This window comes from Ensifer adhaerens (assembly GCF_020035535.1).
In the GTDB taxonomy this organism is placed as follows: Bacteria; Pseudomonadota; Alphaproteobacteria; order Rhizobiales; family Rhizobiaceae; genus Ensifer.
Genome location: NZ_CP083349.1, coordinates 901,694 through 928,152, shown reverse-complemented (window position 1 = coordinate 928,152; position 26,459 = coordinate 901,694). Strand labels below are relative to the sequence as shown.

Sequence of the window (26,459 nt, the reverse complement as noted above, 5' to 3'; positions counted from 1 at the left end):
CTTGCGATCAGGGGATGACCTTCTCCTTGCGCGTCACCGCCAACACGACCACCAGAAAGCCGAAGATCGCGAAGTCACGCCAGAGAATGGGGCCATAGGCGGTCCAGAGCGTCTCAAGCAATCCGATTCCGGCCGCACCGAGCGCCGCGTAGAGTGGTGAAGCCTGGCCGCCGATCGCAGCGATGAACAGCACCTTGACGCCGAAGGTCAATCCCGTGCCGAAGTCCATGTTGCCGTAGTACGACGCAGCGAGAACGCCGCAGACGGCGGCGATCAACGATGCCACGCCATAGGCGACGATGTAGACAGTCGCGGCATCGACGCCGCAGAGCGCTGCAGCCCCCCGATCCTCGGACACTGCACGCCAAAACCGCCCTGCCCGCGAATGCGTGAGGAACCAGTGCCCGGCTGCCACGAGCGCCGCCATCAGCACCGTGTTGCCAATCTGTATGATCGTCAGGGTTACGGGAAAACGCGGATCGTTCCAGAAGACGATGTTGCCGTTCAGGAACGGGGGCAGCCACAGGCTGCGTGACTGCGAGGCGAGCCGCGCCATTTCCATCAGGACCAGCAGGCAACCGAGCGAAGCGACAACGACGGTATTGGCGGAGGAGAAGGCAAGCGGCCGCATGACATACCGCCCGGCCACGAGCCCGGCGCCGAGGCTGAAGGTCAGGGCCGCAGCAGCCCCAAGGCCAAGAGCAGCTGGCAGCACCAGCCACAGCCGGTTCCAGCCGAAATCCGCAAACAGCACAAACATCTGGCCGGAGAACGCAAAGAGCGCGCCATAGGTGAGATCAGCCCGGCGCGTCACCGCGAAGGCGATCGCATAGCCGAAAGCGAGCGCCGCATAGAGGGCAGCGACGGGAACGGCGTTGGCGAGCTGCTGCATAAAATAGAGCATGGCGCATCCGGAGCGTGACAAGATCAATATAACTGGTAAAATCATTTTTGCCAGTTAGGATTTTCACATGACCTTCACCTGGACAGCCCATCGATTTGCCGGCGGCGCCTTGGCGCTGGATGTGGCCAATTCCATCGTCCTGCGTTTCGATCCGGAACGCCGGATCGATCGCTTCGCCGATGCCGCGGCAATCGATTCCTTTGCGGAAGCGGCCAACCACTTCGCAGCAGAGAACACCCGCTTCGGCCCACTGGCCCCCGTCGCCGCGGAAAACCGCGCCAAGCTGCTGTGGCTGCGCGAAGCGACCGATCGGCACTTTCGCGCCGAGATATCGGCCAATGGACGACCGGAACTGCTGGCGGATCTGCTCGAGGCGATCGCCGGCGTCTTGCGCGGCTCCTCCCACTCTGGCGGTCTGCTTCCGCTCGACACGGCGACCGCGCAATCGGCGCTGAGCCTCGCGGCGAACCCCGAACCCGACCGGCTGAAGATCTGCCCGAATTGCGGCTGGCTGTTTCTCGACCGCAGCCGCAATCGCAGCCGCACCTGGTGCGACATGGCCGTCTGCGGCAATCGCAACAAGGCCAGGCGCCACTACCATCGCAACAGGGAAGAGACAGGCCCATGACAAGGACATTCGGGATCTTGGCGGCAATTGCCATCGCGCTCGTCGCTACCGCCTGTCAGCGCGAGAGCGGACCCGATCCGTTGAAGCTGACGGGCAAGATGTTCGTCTTCAACTACCGCCTCGCCTACGCGACCTACATGATCACACTGATGAAGGCGGAGGCGGTGCCAGATGGGAGCGTTGTCCTTGCACGCTTCGAAAATCCGGCAGGCGGCGACGCGCTCACGCTGGAGCGCAAACTCTTCCCGAAGCTGGAGAAGGTGGTGCTGGAAAGCCCAGATATTACCTGCGTGAAGAAAGACCGCCCCTATGCGGTGACGATCGAGGTCAAAGGCCCTGAGGGCCAGTCGCTGCAGAAACTCGAGACCACAGTCATCTCCGACATCGACCAGGACATCATGCCGGCGAAAGCGTTGGTCGAAGGCCCTGCCTATGACAAGAACCCGGAGGTCTTCCGCGGCGGCAAGGCGCCGGAGCATTTCGAAACCGCCAAGTGCCCGGTTTGAGACCGGCAATAAAAAACCGGAGCGTTTCCGCTCCGGTTCAAATCCTGAATCAATTCAGGCCGTTGTAGCCCGAACCGAAGATTTTGAATCAGCCGACGATCTCGGTGCCCGAGAACCAGTAGGCGATTTCTTCAGCAGCGGTTTCCGGAGCATCCGAACCGTGAACCGAGTTCTCGCCGATCGAGAGAGCGTGAACCTTGCGGATGGTGCCTTCGTCAGCGTTTGCCGGGTTGGTGGCGCCCATGACTTCGCGGTTCTTGGCGATTGCGTTTTCGCCTTCGAGAACCTGAACGATGGTCGGGCCGGAGGACATGAACTCAACCAGTTCGCCGAAGAACGGACGTTCCTTGTGAACGGCGTAGAAGCCTTCGGCTTCGCGACGGCTCATCCAGACGCGCTTCGAGGCGACGACGCGCAGGCCGGCATCTTCGAGCATCTTGGTGATTGCGCCGGTCAGGTTGCGCTTGGTCGCGTCCGGCTTGATCATCGAGAAGGTACGTTCAATAGCCATTGGCTCAAATCCCTTGTTTCTTGAGAAGTGGCGGTTCATTAGCCGCCAATCCCGCGCAAAACAAGGGGGTTCGCCGATGATTCGGCTTGGGCCAAGCGGGTTTCACGCAGCCGTCACACTGCGTCCGAGCCCGTGGTGCAGATCGAGACAGCGTTCGAACCAGTCGGTGACGGGATCGCCCGGCTGTAGGAGACGCTGCGGCGAGACAATGCGCGCCCACTGAAACGCGCCGAAGACGATATAGTCGGCGAAAAGCGGTGACGCGCCGCCGAGGAAATCCTGAAACTTCAGCATATGGCGCAGCGGCTCGAGCTTTTCCGAGAAGGTCGCAAGAGATGCTCCCCCGCTTTCGGCGACCGCTTCGAGCGATGTGCCGAAACGCTTTTCACGGCTCTCACGGAAGTAGGCCTGGTCGACCGGATCAAGGCGATCGTGAATGTCGCGGATGATGATGCGGGTAATCGCTGGATGCAGCGTCGTCTGCGACCAGCCTTCGACGAAGCGAGCGATGGCCATGGCTCCCTCCCCGGCGAAGAGCGACGGTCGGTCCGGATAGTTCTGTTCGAGATAAAGCGCGATCTCGAAGCTGTCCTTCACCAGCCGTTCGCCGTCCCGCAGCAGCGGCACCAGGCTTGTCGCCCCATCCTCGACCACCGGGATTTCGGTGAAACCGATCGGCACAACGTCGAAATCGAGCCCCTTGTGCGCCAGTGACATCTTCGTCTTCCACACATGTGGCGAGAACGGACGCGCCCTGTCAGCACCACAAAGCGAATAGAGTTTTCTCGTCATGTGAACTCCCGGTCGGTTGGCGTCCCGTTGAACGACAAATCGGCCGCGCCATCAAATCAGTAAATTTCATGAGTGATATCAGCCACAGAAATGCGGTTTCGAGTTAGCGTCGTCGCCCCAAGCCGAAGCCCCCTCAGGAGATATCCGATGCTCGATCACTTTCGCATGTTCGCCGACTATAACCGCTGGGCGAACCGCCTGGTCTACACCGCCGCCGCTGAACTGACCGATGCCGAGTTGCGGCAAAACCGAGGCGCCTTCTTCGGCTCACTGCTTTCGACCCTCAACCACATCCTCGTTGCAGACCGTATCTGGATGAAGCGCTTTACGCGCGAGGGCGACGCCCCAGCCTCGCTCGACACGATCCTCCATGACGATCTGTCGGCACTCACCGCCGCTCGGATTGCCGAAGACGCGCGCATCATCGCCTGGATCGATGGCCTCAGCGACGAACGCCTTGCCGCAGCCCTCACCTATTCGCCGGTCGTCAACCCTACGGTCATCACGCAGAAGCTGGCACCGACGCTCGCGCATTTCTTCAACCACCAGACCCATCACCGCGGGCAGGCGCATGCAACGCTCACCGCGCTCGGTGGCCCATCCCTGGCGCTCGATCTCGCCTATTTCCTCAGGACCGAAGGATTACAGTGGGCGTAGCGGAGATCGCAGCACTGCGAAGTTGAGCACCCGAAGTGGCCGGATCTCACGCTCCCGCCACGCGGCAAGCGTTTTCAAGAGTTGCCGCTGGCCGAGCCAGGCGACGAGACCGAGCGCCACACCGCCGAAGATCGACAGGAACGAAAACGCCGGGGTTGGCAATGCCGGCTGCAGCGGCAGCATCAGCAACTCCGGCACGAAGCGGTGCAGGATGTAGATGTGGAAACCCGCTGCCGACAGAGGCAGGATAAGCTGCGCCGCCCAACGCGGCACGTTGATGCGCGGGAGATAGATGAGCGCGGCCAGGACGGCGATCTGCAAGATGTACTTGATCTGCGTCCCGATCCAGACTCCCTCGTACAGGCCGAAGAACAGGAAGGCTCCTGTGCCGGCCACCATCAGCAGCAGCCGCTGTTTGGCCGTTTCGGCGACGGCGGCGCACCAGCCGATAACGGCGAGATAAAAGATCCAGGGCAGGGTAAAGATCTGCCGATTGCCGATCGGCCAGAGCAACGGCAGGGCAAGCCGGGCGACAAGTGCCGCCAAAAGCAGAGACATCCCTGCGGCGAAGGGTCTTGCCGATACGAAACGGCGGAACCGCGGAATGGCGAAAAGCCCGACGAAGACCAGCATCATCTGGAAATAGGCTTCGATGAACCAGTAGAGATACGGCACCATGCCATGCGTCTCCGGAAGCGTCAGGCCGAAATTGCCGACGAGCAGAACCGAGGCCCAGGGCACCTCACCCCAGGCAACCGCATAGGTCGCGACGATCAGATAATAGGGAACCAGCACCTGAGCGAGCGGCCGCAGGATCGCCCAGCCATCTCCGGCGAGAAGCGGCCCTATCTGGAACCTGGCGAGGCTGAAGCCTGCGAGAACGACCATGGCCGCCGATCCACCGGGGATCGGCCACACGGTTTCATGGTGCACCACGACCAGCAGAATGGCCAGCGCACGTACCAGCAGGTCCGTCCCGATCCGCCGCGTGGCGGTCTCGCAGCGTTCCTGGACCGACAGGTCGGCAATCGACAAGGTCTCCCAGGCGTCCGGAACTTGCCCCAACGCCTTTTCCAAACCCATGGAAAGCTGAACGAAGCGAAGGGAGTCGCCGCCCAGCGATACAAAACTGTCCGAGCGCTTAACCCGCTTCGGATAGAAGACCTGCGCAAAGAGTTCTTCGATGCCGCCACTGTCGTCGTCGCCGTTGGCTGCTGCCTGGCGAGCTGCCATGTTGAGCGCGTTGTAATCGACCTTGCCGCTGGCAAGCCGTGGCATCTCGGCAAGCGCGGTGGCCTTCAGATGGGCGAGCGTCAACCCGCTTGCCTGCGCCAGGAACCGCTTGACCTCTTCGGCATCGCGGTTGCCGGTATAAAAGGCGTGAAGGCCGGCATCGTCACCGACGACGGCAGCTGCGATGCCGCGCCTTTCGAGCGCTGCTTCCAGCACGTCGTGCGCGATCCTGAGCCCGGCAATCTTGGAGATCCGCTTCATGCGGCCGACGATCTGGAACAGCCCATCGGCATGTCGCATCGCAAGATCGCCAGTGCGCAGCTCGGTGAGTTCGGCACCGCGGCAGAGATCGTCACGCGACGTGGCATAACCCATCATCACGTTCGGGCCGCGATAGACGAGTTCACCGGCCAGGCCGTCGCTTTCGATCGGCGCACCGTTCTCATTCTCGATCAGGAGGCGCCCACCTGGGATCGCAACGCCGATCCTGTCCTCGTTGCCGGCAAGCAAAGCGGGCGGCATATAGGCGATGCGCGCGGTGGCTTCGGTCTGGCCGTACATGGCGAAGAAGGCCGCGCCTTGAGCGCCCAGGTGGTCGTTGTAGAGACGGATGACGTCCGGGCCCAACCGACCGCCAGCGACGGTCATGAAACGCAGGTGCGGGAACCGCCGATCGCGGAAGCCCACCTTCTCCAGCAATTCGTAGGAATAGGGCACACCCGCAAGGTTCGTGCTGCCGCTTTCGGCAAGACCATCGAGGAAACCGGCATCGAGGACCGATCCGCCGGGGATATAGAGGCTGGCGCCGGCTGCCAGGTGGGAATTCAGCACCGACAGGCCGTAGGAGTAATGAAGCGGCAGGATGAGGCAGCCGCGATCCGCGGCCGTCAGACCGAGATAGTCCGCGATGGACGCGGCGTTTGCCGTGATGTTTTCCCGGGACAGGCGCACGGCCTTGCCGCAACCGGTGCTGCCGGAGGTCGAGAGCATGACGGCGAGTTGGTCATGGGGCGCCCCGCCGTCTTGTCGCAGATGCTCCGTGCGCCAGCGGCCATCAATCCGGCGGAAGCAGAAGTCTGGCTCGAAGGCATCGACCCAAGATGCAGTCGCGCCGTTTTTCGGGGCCTGCATCGCTACGGCATGCCCCGCAGCCAGTGCTGCCAGATAGGCAACGATCGCATGTTCGGAAAGCTCCGCCTCGATCGCCACCAACCCACGCGGACCTCGGAAGGCCAGCGCCTGGCGGATGATCCGCTCACCGAGCTCCCGATAGGTGACGGTCCGCTGCCCGGAAAAGACCAGCGCCGGCCGGTCGCCCCATTTCGCCAGATTCGCAATGAACGAGATGGACATCCTTGACCGTCGCTGTTTGCCCGAGCTCCGATGCCCGATTTAGCAGCGCCGAATATAATTGGTGACTAAAGCCGTCAAGTATAAAGATCGACGAGCTGACGGCTGTCAGCTCGGTTGCGATTGTCAGTTGCGTACTGCCTCCCTCAGATGGAATTCAGCAACCATACCGGGCGGGAATGGGCAACCGCCTGAAATCTTCAGACTCCCTTAAAAGCGGCCTTCCATAGTGCTCATCGATCCGGACATCATCGTCCGATAGACATGTGGGGACCACGACGGAATGACCAGGCAAGTTCCAGCGGACGCCGGCCGATCGCAGGCGCGGCAGGCAGCGATCATTCTGAAAGTGGCGCATGCCATGTCCGCGCACGGGATCGCTGCCCTGCCCCGCAATTACGAACTTTTCTACGAGGCGCTGTCCGGTCGCTTGCCCCAGCTTTCCCGGGACCTTGCGGCACTCGGGCACAACCCGCAACAGGACTCGCTGGACGCCTTGGGCCTCAAGCATCACCTTGTCTCCCACGCAGCCCTCGCAGCGGACCGGACGAGAGCTGCAGCCCAGGAAATCCTCGCCGACATGGCCGGCAAGCTCAAGCTTGCGCTGACGCAGAAGCAAACGTTCAAGATCGAACTCGATCGTTTCGCCGGTCGGCTGGCGGCAGATCCCGTTGCCGGCCTGTCGGACTTCGCCGACGACGCCGCACGGCTCCGAGAAACGGCAGGGCGTTTGATGAACGAAGAGAATGCCCTGCAGCACGCACTGGAAACCAGTGCGCAGCGCATGGCCGAATTCGAGGGGGATCTCGCCGAAAGCAGCCGGTCGCTTACCCGCGACGCCGCGACGGGCTTGCCGAACCGTCTGGCGCTGACAGCGAAGCTCGACTCCATTCTCGAAACGGAGCGGGCAGACCAGCCGATTGCCCTGCTTCTCGTCTCCGTTCAAGGGCTTCACGAGATGGCCGAGCGCCACGGTGGCGCGGTTGCGGCGAAGGCGCTTGCCAAGGTGTCGGCGCTGTTTCGCAAGTCGATCAAGAAGAACGATTTCGTCGCTCGCGCGGGCCAGCAGGACTTCGCCTTCGTCTGCCGGGATGTCAGCCTCGAAAATGCCGAGACCATAGCGCGCCGCCTCCGGCAATCCGTGGAAGAACTGAAAGTCGCCCTTCCCGGGCGGGCACACACCGCCGAGACGCTCTCGCTTGCAGCCGGCATCACCATCGCGCAACCGGCATCGACGAGCGCCGACCTCATCAACCAGGCGGAACTGGCGCTGGCCGGCGCACGCGATGGCGCCGGTATCCTTGGCTATTCGGCGGCGCTCGGCCGCGGCCACGGCAGGACCTACGGTCAGAGCGCCGCTTGACCGTCGCGCATCAGGCGGCGACCGGCTGGCGGTTCTCATCGATCTCCGACGCCTTTTCCCGGAGGCAGCCAAGCAAGCGGAAGAGCTCGGTGCGCTCGCAATCGTCAAGCGCGGAAAACAGTTCATCGATCGTGCGATGGCGCGGCTGCAAGGCCGCTTCCAGTGCGAGCCTCCCGCGATCGGTGATCGAGATGATCTTCGCGCGACGATCTTCCGGATCTGCTTCACGGACGACCATGCCGTCCCGCTCCAACCCGTCGATCGCTTCGGTGACGGTTCTGGCCGCAAAGTTGAGCGCCGAGGCGATATCCGCGCAGCGGCAAGGCCCCAGCGTGTTCAGATAGAACAGGAATTTGCTGCGCGCGAGCGAAACGCCTTCCTCCGACATAGACGCGTTCACCAGGCGATGAACGCAGTGATAGAGATCGAAGAGCCGCTCGGCGACTTCGACTTTTTCTGTCATGGCAATGTACCTCATCTGGCAACGCCAAAACGAAACAACCCGGCCCCGCGTGGCGGGACCGGGCTGTTCGGTCAACCGTTTGGCGTGACTTACTGTTTGTTTTCGTCGGCCTGGCCGAAAGCCTTGGCGCGGCTGTTGGCGATCGCGCCGGTTGCCGTCGCATCGACGGCTCTGTCTTCGATACCTGCGTAGTAATCGCCGCGGCTGGTCGTGCTCGCGGAGACGCCGGTGCCGGCGGAGGCCTCAGCGCGGCCGGTAAAGAGCGGCGTGGCGCTCACGCCCTCGTAGTAGCTGCCGCCGGCGATAGCGGCCGACGCGCCGCCGAGCATGGCGGCCGCAGCGAGGATCGCGGCAATGGACTTCTTCATGGATCGGTTCCTTGGTGGAGATAGACGGTAGGGCTAAGCCCGCTTGGCGCTTGGGAGGTCGCCTCATAGGATCATGGCGATGATCAATCAAATCCCTTGAAAGTGGGTGCGGGCAGAAGCCCGCACCCTTATATCGTCGCGGTTAGCGCGAAATGCCCTGATAGTATTCGCCTTCGCCGCCGATCACGCTCTTCGGCGCAACGCCGTAGTTTACCACCGAGCCGGTCCGGGTGCTGTCCACATAGCCAGCTTCCGAATTGCCGATGGTGAAGGAGGTCTTGCCGGTGACGGCAGGCGTGCGCTCGGTGAACAGCGGCGTCGGGCTGATGCCTTCGTAGTAGCTGCCTCCGGCAAAGGCAGCAGAGGCCCCACCGAGGATAGCGGTTGCAACGAGAGCGGCGGAAAGAGCGGTCTGGATTACAGTTTTCATGGTCTTCACTCCTGGGAGGCTCGTTCGGTTGAACGAGGTTTCATCTAAATTGTCCGTGGCCGGATCGGTCGTCCCTCGGAACGCGGGGCCCTTTGCCGATGGCGTTCAGTCGATCGAGGCGGTCAGAAGAGCGTTCCCCGCCCTTCCGTTATTGAGATGGTCCCTCACGATGAGGATGTGTAGTATCGATTGTCGGAACGCGTTGTTCAAAAATTGATAACAATGGCCTCTTGAAATCACAGACCGACGCCGGAGGAAACGCAGCGTGCCCGCGCCTCTTGCCTTCCCGGCCAAGTCCGGGCAAAAGGCCGCAATGATCCAGATTTCCGGCCTTTCCGCCCGCATCGCGGGACGTCTCCTCATCGAAAATGCATCCGTGACGCTTCCGGCGGGCACGAAGGCGGGGCTCGTGGGCCGAAACGGCGCTGGCAAGTCCACGCTGTTTCGCATCATCACCGGCGAATTCGCGTCGGAAGCCGGCTCGATCGCGCTGCCGAAGAACGCGCGCATCGGTCAGGTGGCGCAGGAGGCGCCCGGCACAGAGGAACCGCTGATCGAGATCGTGCTCAAGGCGGACAAGGAGCGCACTGCGCTGGTCGCCGAAGCGGAAACAGCGACCGATCCGCACCGGATTGCCGAAATCCAGACACGGCTCGCCGACATCGGTGCCCACTCCGCAGAAGCGCGTGCTGCAAGCATTCTCGCCGGCCTCGGCTTCGACCACGAAGCACAGCTGCGTCCCGCCTCCTCATTTTCGGGCGGCTGGCGGATGCGGGTGGCGCTCGCGGGCGTGCTCTTTTCCGAGCCGGATTTGCTGCTGCTCGACGAGCCGACCAACTATCTCGACCTTGAAGGCACGCTCTGGCTCGAAGATTACATCCGCCGCTATCCGCACACCGTCATCATCATCAGCCACGACCGCGACCTCTTGAACACCGCGGTCAACGCCATCGTGCATCTCGATCAGAAGAAGCTCACCTTCTATCGTGGGCCCTACGACCAGTTCGAGCGGCAGAAGGCGGAAGCCGACGAGCTGCAGATGAAGGCGAAAGCCAAGAACGACGCGGCACGGAAGCACCTCCAGAGCTTCATCGACCGCTTCAAGGCCAAGGCCACCAAGGCCCGCCAGGCGCAAAGCCGCGTCAAGGCGCTGGAGCGCATGGGTACGATTGCGGCGGTGATCGAAGATCATGTCCAGGGCTTCTCCTTCCCGGACCCGGAGAAGGAAGCCGCCTCGCCGATCATCGCCGTCACCGGCGGTACCGTCGGCTACGAGCCCGGTAAGCCCATCCTAAAGCGTTTGAACCTCAGGATCGACACGGACGACCGTATCGCCCTGCTCGGTTCGAACGGCAACGGCAAGTCCACTTTCGCCAAGTTCATCTCGGGTCGCCTTGCACCAGAGGCGGGCGAACTGAAGATTGCGCCGAACCTCAAGGTCGGCTTCTTCGCCCAGCACCAGCTCGACGACCTGATCCCCACCCAGAGCGCCGTCGAACATGTACGGCGACGCATGCCCGAAGCACCCGAAGCAAAGGTGCGCTCGCGCGTGGCGCAGATGGGGCTTGCGACGGAAAAGATGGAAACGCCCGCCAAGGATCTTTCCGGCGGTGAAAAGGCGCGGCTGCTCATGGGCCTTGCCGCCTTCGACGCGCCGAACCTCCTGATCCTCGACGAGCCGACCAACCACCTCGACATCGACAGCCGCAACGCGCTGATCACGGCGCTCAACGACTATTCCGGTGCCGTGATCCTGATCTCGCACGACCGGCACCTGATCGAGGCGACGGCCGACCGGCTGTGGCTGGTGCGTGATGGAACGGTGACCAGCTACGATGGCGACCTTGAAGACTACCGCAGCCTGATCGTCGGGGGACCGAAGGCGAAGGACGAGAAGCCGAGGCCGACCGGCGTCGATGACAGCCTTTCGAAGGCGGACCAGCGTAAGGCCAACGCCGACAAGCGCGCCTCGCTGGCGCCGCTTCGCAAGAAGATCAATGAAATCGAATCCTTGACCGGAAAGCTGGAAAAACTGATTCAGGCACTTGATGTGGAACTTGCCGATCCGGCGCTCTACGAAAAATCCCCGGCGAAGGCTGCACAAAAGGCCAAGGAACGTTCCGACGCGGCGGCGAAACTCTCTCACGCCGAAGAGCAATGGCTCGAGCTTTCCGCCGAGTACGAAGAGGCGATGGCCGGTTGATAACAGCCGGCCCGGCAGTTCAGCCCAATTCGAACGTGGTGATGCCGTGGATCCGCGCAAGGGGCAACCCGGGGTCCGGCCCGCGATACATGCGCGCCGTTTCGAATACGGGCCGCAGATTGTAGCGATCGCAAAGCGCCTTGGCCGAGGCGTTCGGTTCGGGAATGTCGAGAAAGACCTCACTGCCGTTGACAGCGGCTGCAAGCTTGCGAAAGACCAGATCGGCCCCCGTCTCGGTGTCGGAAAACAGCGGCCCGATCTTGAAGCCGTTGCGGCAGGCCCTGATCGTGCCATAGGCCGCGACCGCGCCGTCGCGCAGCAGCAAGACGCTACGCCGTCCATCGCTCGGCTTCAGCCATTCGCGAAGAAATGCCTCGCGACGGGCGGGGACGAAGCGGCGGTCAAAGTCAGTGAGGAGCGGCATATGGACCGGCGCCACCTCCAGAAGATCGGCGCCCGGCGGCTCGACGACGTCGATGCTGCCGCCGTAGCGGATATTCGCATGGGCGTAGGTGAAACCGGAGCGGCGATAAATCTCCTGCTGGGCGACCACGCCATCGAGGCCGATTATGCGTCCTTCGGCGGCCGACATCGCCTGCTGCCACAGTTGCCGGCCGATGCCCTGACCGCGATGGTCCGGTCGGGTGATGTAGAAACCAAGAAAGCCGTAGCTTTCATTGTATCGCACCAGCGAGATCGCTCCGACGGGGCCGTCCTCTCCGTCGGCCACCCAATAACCGTCCGGATCGGTCGCCCAGAAAGGGCCCGCATCGCCGAGCCCCGGATTCCATCCCTCCTCGGCCGCCCACTCGATCATGACGTCGAGTTCCCCGCGGCTTGCTCGACGAATTTTCTGCTGCATGGTTCACTCCTCAGGGGCGGTCAGATCGCCCTAACGTCCGCCCGGTTGACGAGACAAAACGGCACGTCCGGTGGTAGAGCTAGCGCGGTGGCGTTCAGAGGGAATGATACTCTGTCGATTTCGCCGACATTGATGGCATAAGCTGCCGGCGGACCGGCGGCGCTTGTCCCCTCTGCGCAATCTGCTACAAGAGCCGACAATAAGTCATACAAATCGAGCGGAACACCATGGCCCCCATCAATATTGCCCTTGTCGGTATCGGCAAGATCGTTCGTGACCAGCACCTGCCGGCGATCGCCAAGAACAGCGACTATCACCTGATCGCCGCCGCAAGCCGGCATGGCACGGTCGACGGCATCGACAACTTCAAATCGATCGAAGCTATGCTCGAAGCCGTACCTTCGATCGAGGCCGTGTCACTGTGCATGCCGCCGCAGTATCGCTACGAGGCTGCCCGCGCCGCGCTCGACGCGGGCAAGCATGTGTTCCTGGAAAAGCCCCCGGGCGCCACCCTCAGCGAAGTCGCCGACCTCGAGGCACTGGCGGCATCGAAGGGGTTGTCGCTGTTCGCAAGCTGGCACTCCCGTTACGCGCCTGCCGTCGAAGCGGCAAAATCCTTCCTGGCGGCAACGACGATCAATGATGTCCAGGTCATCTGGAAAGAAGACGTGCGCCACTGGCACCCGAACCAGGAATGGATCTGGGCGGCGGGAGGCCTCGGCGTCTTCGATCCCGGCATCAACGCACTTTCGATCGTCACGCACATCCTCCCGAACCCGCTGTTCGTGACCGCGGCCGTGCTTGAATTCCCCGAGAACCGCGACGCGCCGATCGCTGCCAACATCACCTTCACAGATGCGCAGAAACTGCCGGTTTCCGCCGAGTTCGACTGGCGCCAGACCGGCAAGCAGAGCTGGGACATCGTTGCCCGGACCGCGGCGGGCGAGATGGTACTGTCCGAAGGCGGCGCGAAGCTCGCCGTCGATGGCAAGCTCGTGCATCAGGAACCGGAACAGGAATACCCGATGCTCTATCGGCGCTTCGCCGAGATCGTCAAAGCCCGAAAGTCGGACGTCGATCTGGCGCCGCTGCGCCACGTTGCCGATGCTTTCATGCTCGGAAAGCGCAAGTTCGTCGAGGCCTTCCACGACTGATCTTCCGGACACGGCAGAAACAAGAAGGCCCGCGGCTTCGGCCGCGGGCTTTTTCGTCGCAACATATTGTAAGTTCAGGCCTTTTTTTCCCAACGGCCGTCGCGGTTCTGCTGCCAGTAGGTCAAGGTGTGCCCCTCCGCCTTCAGCCGTTTCCAATGGGCGCGCGCGCCTTCAAGCTGCTCCTGGTCGTAACCGTCGAACATGAACACGATGCGCTCATAGGCCGAAACGTCAGGCGGGCTGGCGCCATCGATGACGAAACGAACCGTCGCCGCATTCGCATTGCCTTCGTCGGCCACCAACAACACCGGCTGATCGGCGGCGAATTCGCCGGCATCGGTGCCATGTGGCAGGAAGCTCTCGTCACGATAGACCCAGAGGTGCGTATCCAGCGCGTCACGCCGCTCGACGTCGATCGTCTGCACGGCCACCCGCCAGCCGCGCTCGACACTCTTGTCGAGCAACGGCGGCAGTGCGTCTTCGAGCTTCGATTCCGTCAGATGATAGAACAGGATTTCGGTCATGCCGATTACTTCCCGCCTTTCGTCACGTCCGGCATCGCCGGTCAGGCCTCGTAGCTCGCCCGCACCAGCTCATCGAGCAGTCGTACCCCGAAGCCCGAGCCCCAGGACTGGTTGACCTCATCGGTCGGCGCACCCATGGCAGTGCCGGCGATATCGAGGTGCGCCCAGGGCGTGTCCTTGACGAAACGCTTCAGGAACTGCGCCGCCGTCACCGCGCCGCCGTAGCGGCCGCCGGTGTTTTTCATGTCGGCAAACTTGCTGTCGATCATCTTGTCGTATTCCTTGCCGAGCGGCATGCGCCACAGGCGTTCATGCGTCGCGACGCCAGCGGCGAGCAATTGTCCGGCGAGACGGTCGTCGTTCGAGAACAGGCCGGCGTGATGGGTCGCCAGCGCCACCATGATCGCGCCGGTCAGTGTCGCAAGGTCGATCATTGCCTGCGGCTTGAAGCGATCGTTGCAGTACCAGAGCGCATCGCAAAGCACGAGACGACCTTCTGCATCCGTGTTGATCACCTCGATCGTCTGGCCGGACATCGAGGTGACGATGTCACCGGGGCGCTGAGCGCTGCCATCGGGCATATTTTCCACAAGGCCGATGATCCCGATGACGTTGACCTTCGCCTCACGCGCGGCCAGCACGTGCATCAGGCCGGTGACGGCAGCCGCACCGCCCATGTCGCCCTTCATTTCCTCCATGCCGGCGGCCGGCTTGATCGAGATGCCGCCGCTGTCGAAGACGACGCCCTTGCCGATGAAGGCGAGCGGCCGCTCCTTGGCCTTGCCACCCTTCCACTGCATGATGACAAGGCGCGGCGGACGGGTAGAGCCCTGCGCCACGCCGAGAAGCGCACCCATGCCGAGCTTTTTCATATCCTTTTCGGTGAGGATTTCCACCTCAACGCCGAGTTTCTCCAGTTCCTTCGCTTTCGCCGCAAATTCGACCGGGCCCAGTACGTTCGCCGGCTCGTTCACCAGATCGCGCGCCAGGAACACGCCTTCGGCCACCGCCTCTGCCGCCGCGAAAGCCTTCTTCGCAGCAATGACGGTACCGGTCACGATCGTGACCTTGGTCGGCTTGCCGGAGGTCTTGGCGTCGTCGTCGGCCTTTTTGGTCTTATAGCCGTCGAAGCTATAGGCGTTCATCTCCATACCGAGCGCGAAGTCGGCGGCCGCCTTGCCGGTCACTTCGACCTCGGGAGCATCGATGAAGACGGTCACCTTGTCAGCCGAGCCGAGTTTCGCCGCAACCGCGCCGCCGGCCTTCAGCCAATCGTGATCCGAGAGTGCATCCGCCTCTCCAATTCCGAACACGATGACTCGGTCTGCGGGAGAGCCATGCGGCGCTATGATATCGAGGCTGGAGAATGCCTTTCCGGTGAACTTCTTCACCTTGGCCGCCTTTGCCACAACATCTTCCGGATCGGCGACGTCGGCGCCAGCAGCGGCTCCAGCGCCCGACGTCTTGAGGAGTACCGCGACACCGCCGCTCGGCCGGTGGGACTTGGCAAAGGTGAACTCGAACTTCATCGGCATTGGAAAACTCCGGGGTATTTTCATGATTCTGTGCGCAGCCGGAGATTCGAAAGAAGCCTCCGAGAGCCGGGCGCCAGGGCAAGGTGATCGGGCCACGACGCATCCGGACGACACGGCGAGGCCTGCGGCGATCCGCCCTGTTACCGGGCGGTTACAGTGGAAAATATTCGCAACATTCGCCACCGTCAAAGCTGTGGCCGGCACCCTTCTCGCTTTTCAACCGCTTGGCAAGATGCCCCCAGATGTTTACATGCGGTTAACCGAGGTTCTTCGCCTTAAATTATCCCTGTTGCTTCACAATTTGAGCGACACGAAATAGCGGGCGAGAACCAGGCTTCGGTTTGGACACAGGCAAGGCCTGGTCCGATACCGCCGCCGGAACAGAAACATGAGCAGGATTTTGGACCGGACACGGGCATGAAGCTGATCGAACGCTACATATTCCGGCGTGCCTTGGTCATGTTCCTCGCGACTCTCCTGCCATTGCTTGGGATTGTGTGGACGACCCAGGCGCTCGCCAACGTCAACCTGGTCACCGACAGCGGCCAGTCAGTCTTGGCTTTCGCCAAGCTCGCAACCCTCATCCTGCCTTCGGTCATCCCGATCATCCTGCCCTTCGCTCTGGTCATCGGCGTCACCCAGACGCTCACCACGATGAACACCGATTCGGAATTGACGGTGCTCAACGCTGCCGGCAGCTCGCGGATGGCCATCATCCGGCCGATCATATTTCTGGCGGCGGGCCTGAGCGTCCTGTCCTTTGCGGTCGATAATTTTGTCGAGCCCTACTCGCGCGTTTCGGTACGCAAGATGCTGGCAACCGCCAACGCCGACTTACTGTCGTCGGTCGTTCAGGAGAATTCGTTCCGCAAGGTTGCCGACGGCCTCTATGTTCAGGTCGGCGCGCGCCGCAGCGGCGGCGTATTGCAAGGCATCTTCGTTGCCGATTCGCGCAATCCGGCCTTTGAGCTCGTCTATTACGCCCGCGAAGGCGCGGTCGATGAAAAGAGCTCCGCCCTGGTGATGAAGGACGGCGAGGTGCAACGCAAACTGCCCGACGGCAGCGTCTCGATCATCAAGTTCGATTCCTATGCCTTCGACCTTGCCGACATGACCAAGACGACCCGCGAGGCGACGATTCGGGCGAAGGACCGCGACCTTGCCGGCCTTCTCAATCCGGATCTGAACGATCAGGTCTACAAGAACAAGCCGCTCGCCTTTACCGCCGAGCTCAATCGCCGCCTGACGGAGTGGACCTTTCCGCTTCTGTTCGGACTGATCGCGCTGGTTTTCAGCAGTGACGCAAGGTCCCACCGCGAAGCACGCGTCCATCCGATGGTAAGCGCGCTTGGAACGGCGCTGCTCATTCGCTGGATGACCTTCTATGCCGGCAACAGCGCCGAGGATTCCATCTGGTTCGTGCCCCTGATGTACATCGTGCCGCTTGCGGCCGGTGCCCTCTGCATTCACCAGCTCGTCAGCAACAAGCGCCTCGACATCCCGATGACCTGGCAGGAAAAGCTGCAGGACCTCCTGGTTCGTCTCCGCCTCGTACGGCGTGATGCCGAAGGAGGACAGCCGTCATGATGGGTACGCTCGGCCGCTACTTCTTCATCCGTTACGTGATCACCACGTTCTGGTTCCTTGTCGGTATCTTCTCGCTGATCTTCATCATCGACTTCAGCGAACAGGCGAGCCGCCTCGCAAACCTGCCGCACTATTCGATCACCGGCGCTCTGCTGATGACCGCCTTCCGCATCCCGCTGATCCTGCAGCAGACGATCCCGTTTGTGGCGCTGTTTTCGGCAATGGCGGCGCTGATTTCCCTCAACCGGCGCTACGAACTGGTCGTGACCCGCGCCGCGGGCATTTCCGTCTGGCAGTTCCTGCGTCCGTTCGTTCTGGGTGCCTTCCTTTTCGGCGTGCTTGCAGTGGTGGTGCTGAACCCGCTTGCTGCCTGGGGAACGAAACGTGGAGAGGCGCTTCTGGCGGAATGGGGCGCCTCGCGATCCTCCGATGCCGGATCCATTCCGTGGTTGCGGCAAATCTACAACGGTACGGATACAATCATCGGCGCGCGCTCGGTCCAGGACAACGGAACGACGCTCCTCAACGTCACGGTCATCCACTTCGATCCACAGGGCACGATCATTCTGAGACAGGATGCGGCGTCGGCGAAACTCGAAGATGGTTACTGGCTTCTTAACGACGTAACGGAAACGCGCAACGGGCAGCTGCCGCGTCGTTTGAAAACAGCACAGCTCAGCACCAATCTAAAGGCCGAGTTTGTTCAGGAACGTCTTGCAAAGGCTGATTCCATTCAGTTTTTCGACCTTCCGAGCAAGATCGAGGTGGCTCGCTCCTTCGGCTTCTCGACAAACGGCATGGAAACTCAATTCCACTCGATGCTCTCGCTGCCGCTGCTTCTCGTCGCCATGACGTTGATAGCCGCCTGCGTGTCGCTCAAATTTAGCCGGTTCAACCAATCTCGCTCCGTAATTCTGGGTGGCATCGTCTCAGGCTTCGTGCTTTATGTCGTCACCGTGCTTGTCAAAGCATTCGGGAGCAGCGGCATTGTGCCTCCTTTCGTTGCAGCCTGGTTGCCAGTTGTTGTAGCGATGGCGCTGGGCTCGACGATTCTTTTAAATCAGGAGGATGGCTAGTGGCGGTAGTGAACCGCAAACGTATGACGCTGATCAACGCTACCCTGCTTGCAGGCGTGGCGCTGCAGACACTTGCCATGGGAATGAATGCGCCAGCAATGGCGCAGCAGGGTTCGGACCGCCTCGATTCGTTGCGCCCGAACATGCCGGAAGACGCCAAGCTGCTTCTGTCCGCCAATGAGCTCGTCTACAACAAGGACGCCGAGAAGGTGATCGTGCGCGGCAACGTGCAGATCGACTACGGCGGCTACAAGATGGTGGCCCGTCAGGTCGAGTACGACCAGAAGAATGGCCGCATCTTGGCATCCGGGGAAATCCAGTTCATCGAGCCGGGCGGCAATGTCGTCTACGCCGACAAGATGGACGTCACCGATGATTTCGGGAACGGTTTCCTTGAGCAGATGCGCATCGAAACCACCGATCTGACCCGGCTTGCCGCGACCAGCGGCGAGCGCCGGAACGGTGAGGAATTCATCCTGAACGAGGCCGTCTACACGGCCTGCACGCCCTGCGCTACCAAGCCGGAGCATCGCTCGCTTTGGCACATCAAGGCGCAGCGCGTCATTCAGAACGGTCGTACGCGGACGATTCGCCTCGAGAACGCCCGCTTCGAACTCTTCGGCAAGCCGATCGCCTATATTCCGGTGATGGAACTGCCCGACCATACGGTCAAGCGTAAGAGCGGCTTCCTTTTCCCGACATTCCGCTCGGCACAGAAGCTCGGCGTCGGCGTCGGCGTTCCCTACTATTGGGCGATCTCGCCCTATATGGATGCGACGGCAACCGTGACGGGCCTGACCCGGCAGGGCTTCCTGCTGGAGGGCGAATTCCGCCAGCGGTTCCACAACGGCTTCCATACGCTGAACGTCGCCGGCATCAGCCAACTCGACAAGAGCAAGTTCACGCCTGGCACGGTCGACGCGGAGAAGACCAATCGCGGCATGATCGGGTCGAAGGCCGAGTTCGAGATCAATCCGCGCTGGACATTCGGCTGGAACGTTCTCGTCCAGTCGGACGCAAACTTCGCCAAGACCTACGAACTGTCGAACTTCGACGGTACGACCTATGTCAACCAGGCCTACCTGACCGGGCTCGGCAAGCGAAACTTCTTCGATCTGCGCGCCTTCTACTTCGACATTCAGGACGCGGACCCGAACAGCATCAAGGAAAATCAGCAACCTACGGTGCAGGTTCTCGATTACTCCTACAAGGCGCCTCAGCCCATTTTGGGCGGCGAGCTTTCGGCAACCGTCAACCTGACGAACATCAAGCGCAACCGGCTGGACTTAGAGAATGTTCCAGGCGTCGTCGATCGCTTCCGCGGTCTGGAGGGCACAACCCACCGCCTGACGGGCGAGCTTGAATGGAAGCGCACTTTCATCGCCCCCGGCGGCCTCGTCGTCACACCGCTTCTGGCGGCGCGTGGTGATGCCCTCGGGCTCAACATGGACGCTCCAGGACCGCTCTATACCGGCGACTACAACACCAGCGACGCGACGACGCGGCGCATGTTGACCGCCGGTCTCGAGGCCCGTTACCCGATCCTGTTCGTCGGCGAAGGCAGCAGCCACGTGCTCGAGCCGATCGCTCAGCTCTATGCACGCCCGGACGAACAGGATGCCGGCGGCCTGCCGAACGAAGACGCCCAGAGCTTCGTGTTCGACGCGACCAACCTTTTCGACCGCGACAAGTTCTCGGGCTTCGACCGGGTCGAAGGTGGCACGCGCGCCAACGTCGGTTTCCGCTATACCGGCACGTTCGACAGCGGCTATGGCCTGCGCGGTGTCGTCGGTCAGTCCTTCCATCTCGGTGGTCTGAATTCGTTTGCAACCGACGACCTGGTGAAGGCCGGCGCGAACTCCGGTCTGGAAACGAAGAGCTCAGACTATGTCGCGATGTTCGGCATCGATGCACCGTCCGGCCTGATGGCCAGCCTCTCGGGCCGTCTCGACGAAAGGGATCTAGGACTCCGCCGCGCAGACGCGAGCGTCGGGTATCTCGGCACGACCTGGCAGGCGGCGATGACCTACACGCGCATCGAAGCCCAGCCGCTTTATGGCTCACAGGTGGACCAGGACGAAATCCAGACGGCCGCCGCCTACAAGTTCCATGACTATTGGTCGGTGTTTGGTGCCATCACCTACGACATCAACCGGGACGTCATTTCGCGCAACGGCTTCGGCGTGACCTACGACGATCAGGACACCCTGTTCTCGATCGTCTACAAGCAGGAACGCGACACCGGCAGCACGCTGGCGAACGATTGGTCGATCGGCGCCAGAATCAGCTTCCGCACGCTCGGCGACGTGAATGTCGGCGACACCAAGTTCGAAGAGCTGGATTACTATTAAGATCATTGAAACGAAGGGGCGAAACGCGAAGTTCGCCCCTTCGCGCAATTTTGGGCTGCTCAAACGGTCTTGTCATCGTTTGGCCGCATGTATTATGCATTTCCTCCGACAAGATAAGGCAACGGCGCAACGCCGGTAGGCGGACAAGGCCCGACGACGGAGATCGTCCGGCGAACAGGAAAAGGTAATGGGCGGGAAAATGTCGATCTCGAGGACGCTTTCGGTATTGGCTGTGGCCGGAGCCCTGAGCATCGCGGCATGTGCCGGTGCGCAGGCTGCAAGCCAGGTCAAGGTAACGGTCAACAACACCGTGATCACCTCGGGCGATATTGCCAAGCGAGTTGCGTTCATACGCCTCCAGCGCCAGAAGGGTGGTGCGGAAGAAGCGAAGAAGCAACTGGTGGACGAGGTCCTGAAGCGCGCCGAGATCGTTCGCATCGGTCAATCGGTCAGCACGCAGGACGTGGATGCCGCCTATGCCCGTTTCGCGGCTGGCAACAAGCTTTCACCGGAACAGCTCGGCAAGATCCTCGACCAGGCCGGTGTCGGCGCCGATCACTTCAAGCAATTTATCGCCGTCCAGATGAGCTGGCCGCGCGCGGTGAACTTCCGCTTTGGCAGCTCGAGCCGACTGCAGGGCGCCGATCTTGTCAAGCGAATGATGGAAGGCGGCGGCAACAAGCCGGTGACGACCGAGTATTTCCTGCAGCAGGTGATCTTCGTCATCCCCGAGAAGAAGCGCGGCGCCATCACGGCAAAGCGGCAGGCCGAGGCGAATGCCTCCCGTTCGCAGTTCCCGGGTTGCGAGACCTCGAAGGCGTTTGCCGCCAACTATCGCGACGTTTCGATCCGCAGCCTAGGACGGATGCTGGCCCAGCAGTTGCCGGAGGAGTGGAAGCCGCTCATCGAGAAGGCCGGCGAGAACGGCACGACCGGGACCCGCGTGACCGAAAAGGGCGTCGAGTACCTGGCGATCTGCAAGAAGCGTGAAGTCAACGACGACACGGCCGCGGAAATCGTCTTCCGTGCCGAAGACATCGGCAAGAAGAAAGAAGGCGGCGAAGACCCCAACAGCGAAAAGTACCTCGAGGAACTGCGCAAGAAAGCGCAGATCGTCAACAAGTAAGCACCCGGCAACATGCGCAAACCAACCGGCGGACCACTCGCCCTAACCATGGGCGACCCGGCCGGTATCGGTCCGGACATCAGCCTTTCGGCCTGGCTTGGCCGCCGCGGGCACGCGACGGCGCCCTTTCTGTTCATAGGCGATGCTTCAGTGCTTGCCGCGCGTGCGGCGCTGCTTGGCTATTCGGTTCCCATTCGAGAAACGGATTGCGGCGGCGCGATGTCCGCGTTTGATGCGGCGCTGCCTGTGCTACCGCTTGCCTGCCCTGCCCTGGTCACAGCGGGCGATCCCGACACCGCCAATGCCAGCGCCGTCATCGGCGCGATCGACACCGCAGTGCGCCTTGTGACCGCCGGCGAAGCCTCCGCAGTCGTAACCAACCCGATCGCCAAGGCGGTTCTTTACGATGCCGGCTTCCGCTTTCCCGGCCATACGGAATACCTGGCGGACCTTGCCGAGAAGGCGACGGGGCAACCCGTCCTGCCGGTCATGCTGCTTGCCGGGCCGAAGCTGCGCGCCGTCCCCGTCACGATCCACATCCCGCTGAAGGACGTGCCGGATCAGTTGACGCCAGACCTCATCTATCGCACCTGCGTGATAACGGCGGCTGATCTGCACACGCGCTTCGGGCTTGAGCGCCCACGGCTCGCAATCGCCGGGCTCAATCCGCACGCCGGCGAGAACGGTGCGCTCGGTCTTGAGGATGATGCGATCATCCGCCCCGTCATCGACCGGCTGCGCGCGGAAGGCATCGATGCCGTAGGGCCGCTGCCGGCTGACACGATGTTCCACGACCGGGCGCGCGCGAGCTACGACGTTGCGATCTGCATGTATCACGATCAGGCTCTGATCCCGGCGAAAGCGCTTGGCTTCGACGACAGTGTCAACGTCACGCTCGGCCTTCCCTTCATCCGCACGTCGCCCGACCACGGCACGGCCTTCAGCCTGGCCGGCAAGGGCATTGCCCGCGACGACAGCTTGAGAGCAGCGCTCGACCTTGCCGCTACCCTTGCGGCTAATACGCCAGGAGATACCCGCTGATGGCCGCGCTCGACGGTCTCCCCCCCTTACGCGACGTGATTCAGCGTCACGGCCTGGACGCCAAGAAGGCGCTCGGACAGAACTTCCTGCTCGACCTCAATCTGACACAGAAGATCGCGCGGACCGCCGGTTCACTCGAAGGCGTGACTGTCATCGAAGTCGGCCCTGGTCCCGGCGGTCTCACACGTGCCATCCTGGCCCTTGGCGCCAGGAAGGTCATCGCGATCGAACGGGACTCCCGCTGCCTGCCGGCTCTGGCTGAAATCAGCGCTCACTATCCGGGCCGGCTGCAGGTGATCGAAGGTGACGCCCTGAAGACGTCGTTCGAGACGCTTGCCGACGATGGACCGGTCAAAGTCATCGCCAATCTGCCCTACAATGTCGGAACGCAATTGTTGGTCAACTGGCTGCTGCCGGATCGTTGGCCGCCCTTCTGGCAATCGCTGACGCTGATGTTCCAGCGCGAAGTGGGCCTCAGGATCGTGGCGGACGCGGATGACGACCACTACGGGCGTCTCGGTGTACTCTGCGGCTGGCGTACGAACGCGCGGATGGCCTTCGACGTACCGCCGCAGGCATTTACGCCGCCGCCGAAGGTAACGTCGTCTGTGGTTCATCTGGAGCCGGTGGAAAACCCGATCCCCTGCTCCGTGTCGGCACTTGAGAAGGTAACGCACGCCGCCTTTGGCCAGCGGCGAAAGATGTTGCGCCAAAGTCTGAAGCCGCTTGGCGGCGAGGCTCTGCTGGCGAAGGCCGATATCGACCCGCAACGGCGGGCCGAGACGCTTTCGGTGGAAGAATTCTGCCGGCTGGCAAACTGCCTCTAGCCGCCTTGGCAACCGCCGAGCCGCAGGAGGCCGGAGCCCTCCGGCCTCCTGCCCTGCTCGCAATGCGAGCTAGAACGGATTTTCCGTCAGAAGCCCATTGACGAAATCGAACAGGCCCGGGCGCCGGTCACGGCGAAGCCGCTCGGCCTCGACGATCGAGCGGACCGCCGAGAAGGCGCGGTCGAGATCGTCGTTGAGCACGATGTAATCGTATTCCCGCCAATGCTCGATCTCGGCGCGCGAGTTGGCGAGCCGCGTGGCGATCACCTCTTCGCTGTCTTCGGCCCGGCGGTGCAAGCGTGACTGCAGCTCGGCCATCGACGGCGGCAGGATGAAGATCGACACGACGTCGCCGGCCATCTTTTCCTGAAGCTGCTGAGCACCCTGCCAATCGATATCGAAGAGCATGTCACGGCCGGCAGCCATCGCCGCTTCGACGGCGTCGCGCGGCGTACCGTAGAAATTGCCGTGCACCTCCGCCCATTCCAGCAGCGAGTCTGTTGCTCTGAGCGCCTCAAATTCACGGATCGTTTTGAAATGATAATGTCGGCCGTCGATTTCGCTCGGGCGGCGCTGGCGCGTCGTCACGCTGACGGAGATGCTCATCTCCGGATCGGCTTCCAGGAGGTTGCGCGCGATCGTCGACTTTCCGGCGCCCGAGGGCGAGGAAATGACGAGCATCAGCCCACGACGGGCAATCTTGATGGGCGAAGGGGTCGCCGGGGTCATGCTTTACTCCAGATTCTGAACCTGTTCGCGGAACTGGTCGATGACGACCTTGAGCTCAATGCCGGCGGCCGAAACGGCGGCCGCGTTCGACTTGGAACAGATGGTATTCGATTCTCGGTTAAATTCCTGTGCCAGGAAATCGAGCTTGCGGCCAACGGGGCCACCCTTCGACAGCAGTTCCCGCGCCGCAACGATGTGTGAGCCGAGGCGGTCGATTTCTTCCCGGAGGTCTGCCTTCGTGGCAAGCAGCGCCACTTCGGCATAAAGGCGCTCCCGATCGAGCGAGGAACCATTGTCCATGACCAGTGCCACCTGCTGCGCGAGCCGGTCGGCGATCGCGGCGGCGCTACGTGACGGATCGGCCTCTACGGTCCCCGTCAGCGTCTCTATGCCGTCCACCTGCGCCAGCAGGATCTGACAGAGCGCGGCACCCTCGTCTTCACGCATCGTACGCAGGTCGGAAAGTGCCAGCCTCAGCCCTTCGAGGATATCCGCATCAAGGGCAGCGCGCTCCTCTTCGCTTTCTTCCGGTTCGCGAAAATCAACGATGCCGCGGATCGAGAGCAGCGTGTCGAACTTAAGCGGTGCCGGATCGACGAGATCACCGAGCTGTTCGCGCAAGTTCAGGACGGCCGTCAGCGCGCCCTGGTTGACTACCGCCTCGACGGTCGCTTCCGCGCCGCTGACGGAAAGTCCGACCTGGAGATTGCCGCGCGAAAAAAAGTCGGCGGCGAGTTTGCGCACTTCAGGCTCGAAGCGTTCCAGGCCCTGCGGCAGGCGCAATCTGAGATCAAGGCCCTTGCCATTGACGGAGCGCAATTCCCAGGCCCAACGGCGGCGGCCACTGCTGCCTTCCCTCCGGGCAAAGCCGGTCATCGATTGGAGCGGCATAGTCACCTCCGTAGTGTTTCAGCAGAAGCAATAAGGCGACGGCGCGGCATCCCGCAAGGGATATCCGCGCCGTGATCTAACCGTCCACAATGCAGGCGTTTATTGCGGCTGTGCTGCTGCCGGTTCGGCGGTTGCCGCATCCGCAGCGGCCTTCGCCGCCTCTGCCGCCTTCTCGGCTTCCACCTTGCGCCAGCGCCTTACGTTTGCGTTGTGCTCGTCCAGGGTCTCGGCGAAGACATGGCCGCCCGTACCATCTGCGACGAAGTAGAGTTCCGGCGTGCGCGAAGGGTTGGCGACCGCTTCCAGCGCCGCACGGCCCGGGTTGGCGATCGGCGTCGGCGGCAGGCCCTTGATGATGTAAGTGTTGTAGGGAGTCTGCTTGTCGATATCGGACTTCAGGATCGGCCGGTCGGCCGGCTTTCCGTCGCCGCCGAAAATGCCGTAGATGATCGTCGGGTCGGACTGCAGCCGCATGCCCTTGTCGAGCCGGTTGATAAAGACGGAAGCGACCCGCGGCCGCTCGTCGGCGCGGCCGGTTTCCTTCTCCACGATCGACGCCAGCGTCACGAGTTCCTCGACCGTCGAGACCGGCAGGTTCGGATCACGTTTCTCCCAGATCTGATCGACGAGGACCTTCTGGGCCGAAGCCATCTGCTGGACGATCTCACCGCGCTTGGTGCCGCGCGTGAACTTGTAGGTATCGGGCATCAACGAACCTTCCGCCGGAAGCTCGCTCGGCAGATCGCCAACCAGGACCGGATCGTCGGCCAGCCTGTGGAACATCTGCTTGACGGTGAGCCCCTCGGGCAGAGAAACGGAATAGAGGATCGACTTGCCCGACTTCAGAAGCTGCATCACGTCCTGCATCGACGAGCCGGCCTTGATCTCGTATTCGCCAGCCTTCAGCGTCTCGTTGTCGAGATAGGCCTCCGAAACGAAACGGAAAACGCGCGCATCGGTAATGATGTTGCTGCGCTCGAGACCGCTGGCGATCTCGCTCATGCCGGCACCGCCTCTGACGATGAAGTTCTGATTTGCCTGTAGCGGACCCGGCTTCTCATACTGATGCATCGCATAATAGACCGTGCCGGCCGCAGCCAGTGCCGCAAAGACGATGATGGTCATCACGAAGTTGAGGAAAATCACCACCTGGCTGCGTGCCTTGCGCGACCGCTTCGGGGGCTGGGGCACTTTCTCCGGGCGTAGCGCCTCGTTCGCCGATTTCGGAATGATCGGTCCGTTGCTCGCGTTTTCATTGCGGCCGAATTGCGCCGCGCCGTTGTCGTTTGAGTCGCTCACGATTATCCCGAACCCGAAATTCGCAGCCTCATTCTCTTCCTGCCCCGGT

At 62.2% G+C, this 26,459-nt stretch carries 25 protein-coding genes; 12 read left to right on the top strand and 13 right to left on the bottom strand.

Features of this window, described 5'->3' with window-relative positions; all coding sequences use genetic code 11:
* Positions 1–7 precede the first annotated feature (7 nt).
* Positions 8–904, bottom strand: coding sequence for a branched-chain amino acid ABC transporter permease (locus LAC81_RS04515; RefSeq protein WP_223726889.1), 897 nt, complete (start codon positions 902–904; stop codon positions 8–10).
* Between the two features lie 67 nt (positions 905–971).
* Between LAC81_RS04515 and LAC81_RS04510 the strand changes: the two genes are divergently transcribed.
* Together LAC81_RS04510 and LAC81_RS04505 are read left to right on the top strand one after the other, a co-directional pair.
* Entirely contained in the window at positions 972–1,532 is a 561-nt protein-coding gene (locus LAC81_RS04510) for a CGNR zinc finger domain-containing protein (protein ID WP_223726888.1), read from the top strand.
* Positions 1,529–2,038, top strand: a complete 510-nt coding sequence (locus LAC81_RS04505) for a hypothetical protein (protein ID WP_223726887.1) — start codon at positions 1,529–1,531, stop codon at positions 2,036–2,038. Before LAC81_RS04510 ends, LAC81_RS04505 begins: the two co-directional genes overlap by 4 nt.
* Before the next feature lie 88 nt (positions 2,039–2,126).
* Here LAC81_RS04505 and ndk read toward each other — a convergent pair whose 3' ends face one another.
* Entirely contained in the window at positions 2,127–2,549 is a 423-nt protein-coding gene (gene ndk / locus LAC81_RS04500) for a nucleoside-diphosphate kinase (protein ID WP_034803877.1), read from the bottom strand.
* A 102-nt stretch (positions 2,550–2,651) separates the two neighbouring features.
* A complete protein-coding gene (locus tag LAC81_RS04495) occupies positions 2,652–3,341 on the bottom strand; it encodes a glutathione S-transferase family protein (RefSeq protein ID WP_223726886.1) in 690 nt (229 codons plus the stop codon).
* 147 nt (positions 3,342–3,488) lie between these two features.
* Between LAC81_RS04495 and LAC81_RS04490 the strand changes: the two genes are divergently transcribed.
* A complete protein-coding gene (locus LAC81_RS04490) occupies positions 3,489–3,998 on the top strand; it encodes a DinB family protein (protein ID WP_223726885.1) in 510 nt (169 codons plus the stop codon).
* Here the strand turns inward: LAC81_RS04490 and LAC81_RS04485 are convergent.
* Positions 3,984–6,584: an AMP-binding protein gene (locus LAC81_RS04485; RefSeq protein ID WP_223726884.1), complete on the bottom strand. Its 2,601-nt coding sequence runs from the start codon at positions 6,582–6,584 to the stop codon at positions 3,984–3,986. The genes LAC81_RS04490 and LAC81_RS04485 overlap by 15 nt on opposite strands.
* Positions 6,585–6,864: 280 nt before the next feature.
* Here LAC81_RS04485 and LAC81_RS04480 point away from each other — a divergent pair, with 280 nt between their 5' ends.
* The gene (locus LAC81_RS04480; protein ID WP_223726883.1) at positions 6,865–7,944 is read left to right on the top strand and encodes a GGDEF domain-containing protein; all 1,080 of its coding nucleotides are present in this window, start codon (positions 6,865–6,867) and stop codon (positions 7,942–7,944) included.
* Positions 7,945–7,954: 10 nt separating this feature from the next.
* Here LAC81_RS04480 and LAC81_RS04475 read toward each other — a convergent pair whose 3' ends face one another.
* The 3 genes from LAC81_RS04475 to LAC81_RS04465 form a co-directional block, all read right to left on the bottom strand.
* Complete coding sequence (locus LAC81_RS04475) at positions 7,955–8,407, bottom strand: MarR family winged helix-turn-helix transcriptional regulator (protein ID WP_223726882.1); 453 nt, start codon at positions 8,405–8,407, stop codon at positions 7,955–7,957.
* 89 nt (positions 8,408–8,496) lie between these two features.
* A complete protein-coding gene (locus tag LAC81_RS04470) occupies positions 8,497–8,775 on the bottom strand; it encodes a hypothetical protein (RefSeq protein WP_223726881.1) in 279 nt (92 codons plus the stop codon).
* 142 nt (positions 8,776–8,917) lie between these two features.
* Positions 8,918–9,205 (bottom strand): hypothetical protein, encoded by a 288-nt coding sequence (locus LAC81_RS04465; protein WP_223726880.1) that lies wholly within the window; start codon positions 9,203–9,205, stop codon positions 8,918–8,920.
* Between the two features lie 313 nt (positions 9,206–9,518).
* Here LAC81_RS04465 and LAC81_RS04460 point away from each other — a divergent pair, with 313 nt between their 5' ends.
* Positions 9,519–11,408: an ABC-F family ATP-binding cassette domain-containing protein gene (locus tag LAC81_RS04460; protein WP_223727762.1), complete on the top strand. Its 1,890-nt coding sequence runs from the start codon at positions 9,519–9,521 to the stop codon at positions 11,406–11,408.
* A gap of 19 nt (positions 11,409–11,427) precedes the next feature.
* Here the strand turns inward: LAC81_RS04460 and LAC81_RS04455 are convergent, their stop codons facing one another.
* Complete coding sequence (locus LAC81_RS04455; RefSeq protein ID WP_223726879.1) at positions 11,428–12,270, bottom strand: GNAT family N-acetyltransferase; 843 nt, start codon at positions 12,268–12,270, stop codon at positions 11,428–11,430.
* 227 nt (positions 12,271–12,497) lie between these two features.
* Between LAC81_RS04455 and LAC81_RS04450 the strand changes: the two genes are divergently transcribed.
* A complete protein-coding gene (locus tag LAC81_RS04450) occupies positions 12,498–13,424 on the top strand; it encodes a Gfo/Idh/MocA family protein (protein ID WP_223726878.1) in 927 nt (308 codons plus the stop codon).
* Between the two features lie 74 nt (positions 13,425–13,498).
* Here LAC81_RS04450 and LAC81_RS04445 read toward each other — a convergent pair whose 3' ends face one another.
* Both LAC81_RS04445 and LAC81_RS04440 read right to left on the bottom strand, forming a co-directional pair.
* Positions 13,499–13,948 (bottom strand): DNA polymerase III subunit chi, encoded by a 450-nt coding sequence (locus LAC81_RS04445; protein ID WP_223726877.1) that lies wholly within the window; start codon positions 13,946–13,948, stop codon positions 13,499–13,501.
* Between the two features lie 41 nt (positions 13,949–13,989).
* Entirely contained in the window at positions 13,990–15,483 is a 1,494-nt protein-coding gene (locus LAC81_RS04440) for a leucyl aminopeptidase (protein WP_223726876.1), read from the bottom strand.
* 417 nt (positions 15,484–15,900) lie between these two features.
* On the opposite strand from LAC81_RS04440, the gene lptF reads away from it, so the two are divergent.
* The 6 genes from lptF to rsmA all read left to right on the top strand — a co-directional run bounded on the left by lptF (position 15,901) and on the right by rsmA (position 23,491).
* Positions 15,901–17,070 (top strand): LPS export ABC transporter permease LptF, encoded by a 1,170-nt coding sequence (lptF, locus tag LAC81_RS04435; protein WP_223726875.1) that lies wholly within the window; start codon positions 15,901–15,903, stop codon positions 17,068–17,070.
* Positions 17,067–18,146 carry an LPS export ABC transporter permease LptG gene (gene lptG, locus LAC81_RS04430; protein WP_223726874.1) on the top strand — a complete coding sequence of 360 codons (1,080 nt, stop codon included), beginning with the start codon at positions 17,067–17,069 and terminating at the stop codon, positions 18,144–18,146. Before lptF ends, lptG begins: the two co-directional genes overlap by 4 nt.
* Positions 18,146–20,497 carry an LPS-assembly protein LptD gene (locus LAC81_RS04425; RefSeq protein ID WP_223726873.1) on the top strand — a complete coding sequence of 784 codons (2,352 nt, stop codon included), beginning with the start codon at positions 18,146–18,148 and terminating at the stop codon, positions 20,495–20,497. The genes lptG and LAC81_RS04425 overlap by 1 nt, the downstream gene beginning before the upstream one ends.
* Positions 20,498–20,684: 187 nt before the next feature.
* Entirely contained in the window at positions 20,685–21,623 is a 939-nt protein-coding gene (locus LAC81_RS04420) for a peptidylprolyl isomerase (protein WP_113536842.1), read from the top strand.
* Positions 21,624–21,635: 12 nt separating this feature from the next.
* Positions 21,636–22,664: a 4-hydroxythreonine-4-phosphate dehydrogenase PdxA gene (gene pdxA / locus LAC81_RS04415; RefSeq protein ID WP_223726872.1), complete on the top strand. Its 1,029-nt coding sequence runs from the start codon at positions 21,636–21,638 to the stop codon at positions 22,662–22,664.
* A complete protein-coding gene (gene rsmA, locus LAC81_RS04410) occupies positions 22,664–23,491 on the top strand; it encodes a 16S rRNA (adenine(1518)-N(6)/adenine(1519)-N(6))-dimethyltransferase RsmA (protein ID WP_223726871.1) in 828 nt (275 codons plus the stop codon). The genes pdxA and rsmA overlap by 1 nt, the downstream gene beginning before the upstream one ends.
* A 69-nt stretch (positions 23,492–23,560) precedes the next feature.
* On the opposite strand, the gene gmk is transcribed toward rsmA, so the two are convergent.
* The 3 genes from gmk to mltG form a co-directional block, all read right to left on the bottom strand.
* Entirely contained in the window at positions 23,561–24,220 is a 660-nt protein-coding gene (gene gmk / locus LAC81_RS04405; RefSeq protein WP_113536839.1) for a guanylate kinase, read from the bottom strand.
* 3 nt (positions 24,221–24,223) lie between these two features.
* Positions 24,224–25,111, bottom strand: coding sequence for a YicC/YloC family endoribonuclease (locus LAC81_RS04400; RefSeq protein WP_223726870.1), 888 nt, complete (start codon positions 25,109–25,111; stop codon positions 24,224–24,226).
* Positions 25,112–25,210: 99 nt separating this feature from the next.
* Positions 25,211–26,410 carry an endolytic transglycosylase MltG gene (mltG, locus tag LAC81_RS04395; RefSeq protein ID WP_223726869.1) on the bottom strand — a complete coding sequence of 400 codons (1,200 nt, stop codon included), beginning with the start codon at positions 26,408–26,410 and terminating at the stop codon, positions 25,211–25,213.
* Positions 26,411–26,459 lie beyond the last annotated feature (49 nt).

Bases quoted from the DNA above. Each gene is read 5' to 3' on its own strand.
- LAC81_RS04515 (WP_223726889.1), bottom strand. From the start codon at position 904: ATGCTCTATTTTATGCAGCAGCTCGCCAACGCCGTTCCCGTCGCTGCC.
- LAC81_RS04510 (WP_223726888.1), top strand. From the start codon at position 972: ATGACCTTCACCTGGACAGCCCATCGATTTGCCGGCGGCGCCTTGGCG.
- LAC81_RS04505 (WP_223726887.1), top strand. From the start codon at position 1,529: ATGACAAGGACATTCGGGATCTTGGCGGCAATTGCCATCGCGCTCGTC.
- ndk (WP_034803877.1), bottom strand. From the start codon at position 2,549: ATGGCTATTGAACGTACCTTCTCGATGATCAAGCCGGACGCGACCAAG.
- LAC81_RS04495 (WP_223726886.1), bottom strand. From the start codon at position 3,341: ATGACGAGAAAACTCTATTCGCTTTGTGGTGCTGACAGGGCGCGTCCG.
- LAC81_RS04490 (WP_223726885.1), top strand. From the start codon at position 3,489: ATGCTCGATCACTTTCGCATGTTCGCCGACTATAACCGCTGGGCGAAC.
- LAC81_RS04485 (WP_223726884.1), bottom strand. From the start codon at position 6,584: ATGTCCATCTCGTTCATTGCGAATCTGGCGAAATGGGGCGACCGGCCG.
- LAC81_RS04480 (WP_223726883.1), top strand. From the start codon at position 6,865: ATGACCAGGCAAGTTCCAGCGGACGCCGGCCGATCGCAGGCGCGGCAG.
- LAC81_RS04475 (WP_223726882.1), bottom strand. From the start codon at position 8,407: ATGACAGAAAAAGTCGAAGTCGCCGAGCGGCTCTTCGATCTCTATCAC.
- LAC81_RS04470 (WP_223726881.1), bottom strand. From the start codon at position 8,775: ATGAAGAAGTCCATTGCCGCGATCCTCGCTGCGGCCGCCATGCTCGGC.
- LAC81_RS04465 (WP_223726880.1), bottom strand. From the start codon at position 9,205: ATGAAAACTGTAATCCAGACCGCTCTTTCCGCCGCTCTCGTTGCAACC.
- LAC81_RS04460 (WP_223727762.1), top strand. From the start codon at position 9,519: ATGATCCAGATTTCCGGCCTTTCCGCCCGCATCGCGGGACGTCTCCTC.
- LAC81_RS04455 (WP_223726879.1), bottom strand. From the start codon at position 12,270: ATGCAGCAGAAAATTCGTCGAGCAAGCCGCGGGGAACTCGACGTCATG.
- LAC81_RS04450 (WP_223726878.1), top strand. From the start codon at position 12,498: ATGGCCCCCATCAATATTGCCCTTGTCGGTATCGGCAAGATCGTTCGT.
- LAC81_RS04445 (WP_223726877.1), bottom strand. From the start codon at position 13,948: ATGACCGAAATCCTGTTCTATCATCTGACGGAATCGAAGCTCGAAGAC.
- LAC81_RS04440 (WP_223726876.1), bottom strand. From the start codon at position 15,483: ATGCCGATGAAGTTCGAGTTCACCTTTGCCAAGTCCCACCGGCCGAGC.
- lptF (WP_223726875.1), top strand. From the start codon at position 15,901: ATGAAGCTGATCGAACGCTACATATTCCGGCGTGCCTTGGTCATGTTC.
- lptG (WP_223726874.1), top strand. From the start codon at position 17,067: ATGATGGGTACGCTCGGCCGCTACTTCTTCATCCGTTACGTGATCACC.
- LAC81_RS04420 (WP_113536842.1), top strand. From the start codon at position 20,685: ATGGGCGGGAAAATGTCGATCTCGAGGACGCTTTCGGTATTGGCTGTG.
- pdxA (WP_223726872.1), top strand. From the start codon at position 21,636: ATGCGCAAACCAACCGGCGGACCACTCGCCCTAACCATGGGCGACCCG.
- rsmA (WP_223726871.1), top strand. From the start codon at position 22,664: ATGGCCGCGCTCGACGGTCTCCCCCCCTTACGCGACGTGATTCAGCGT.
- gmk (WP_113536839.1), bottom strand. From the start codon at position 24,220: ATGACCCCGGCGACCCCTTCGCCCATCAAGATTGCCCGTCGTGGGCTG.
- LAC81_RS04400 (WP_223726870.1), bottom strand. From the start codon at position 25,111: ATGCCGCTCCAATCGATGACCGGCTTTGCCCGGAGGGAAGGCAGCAGT.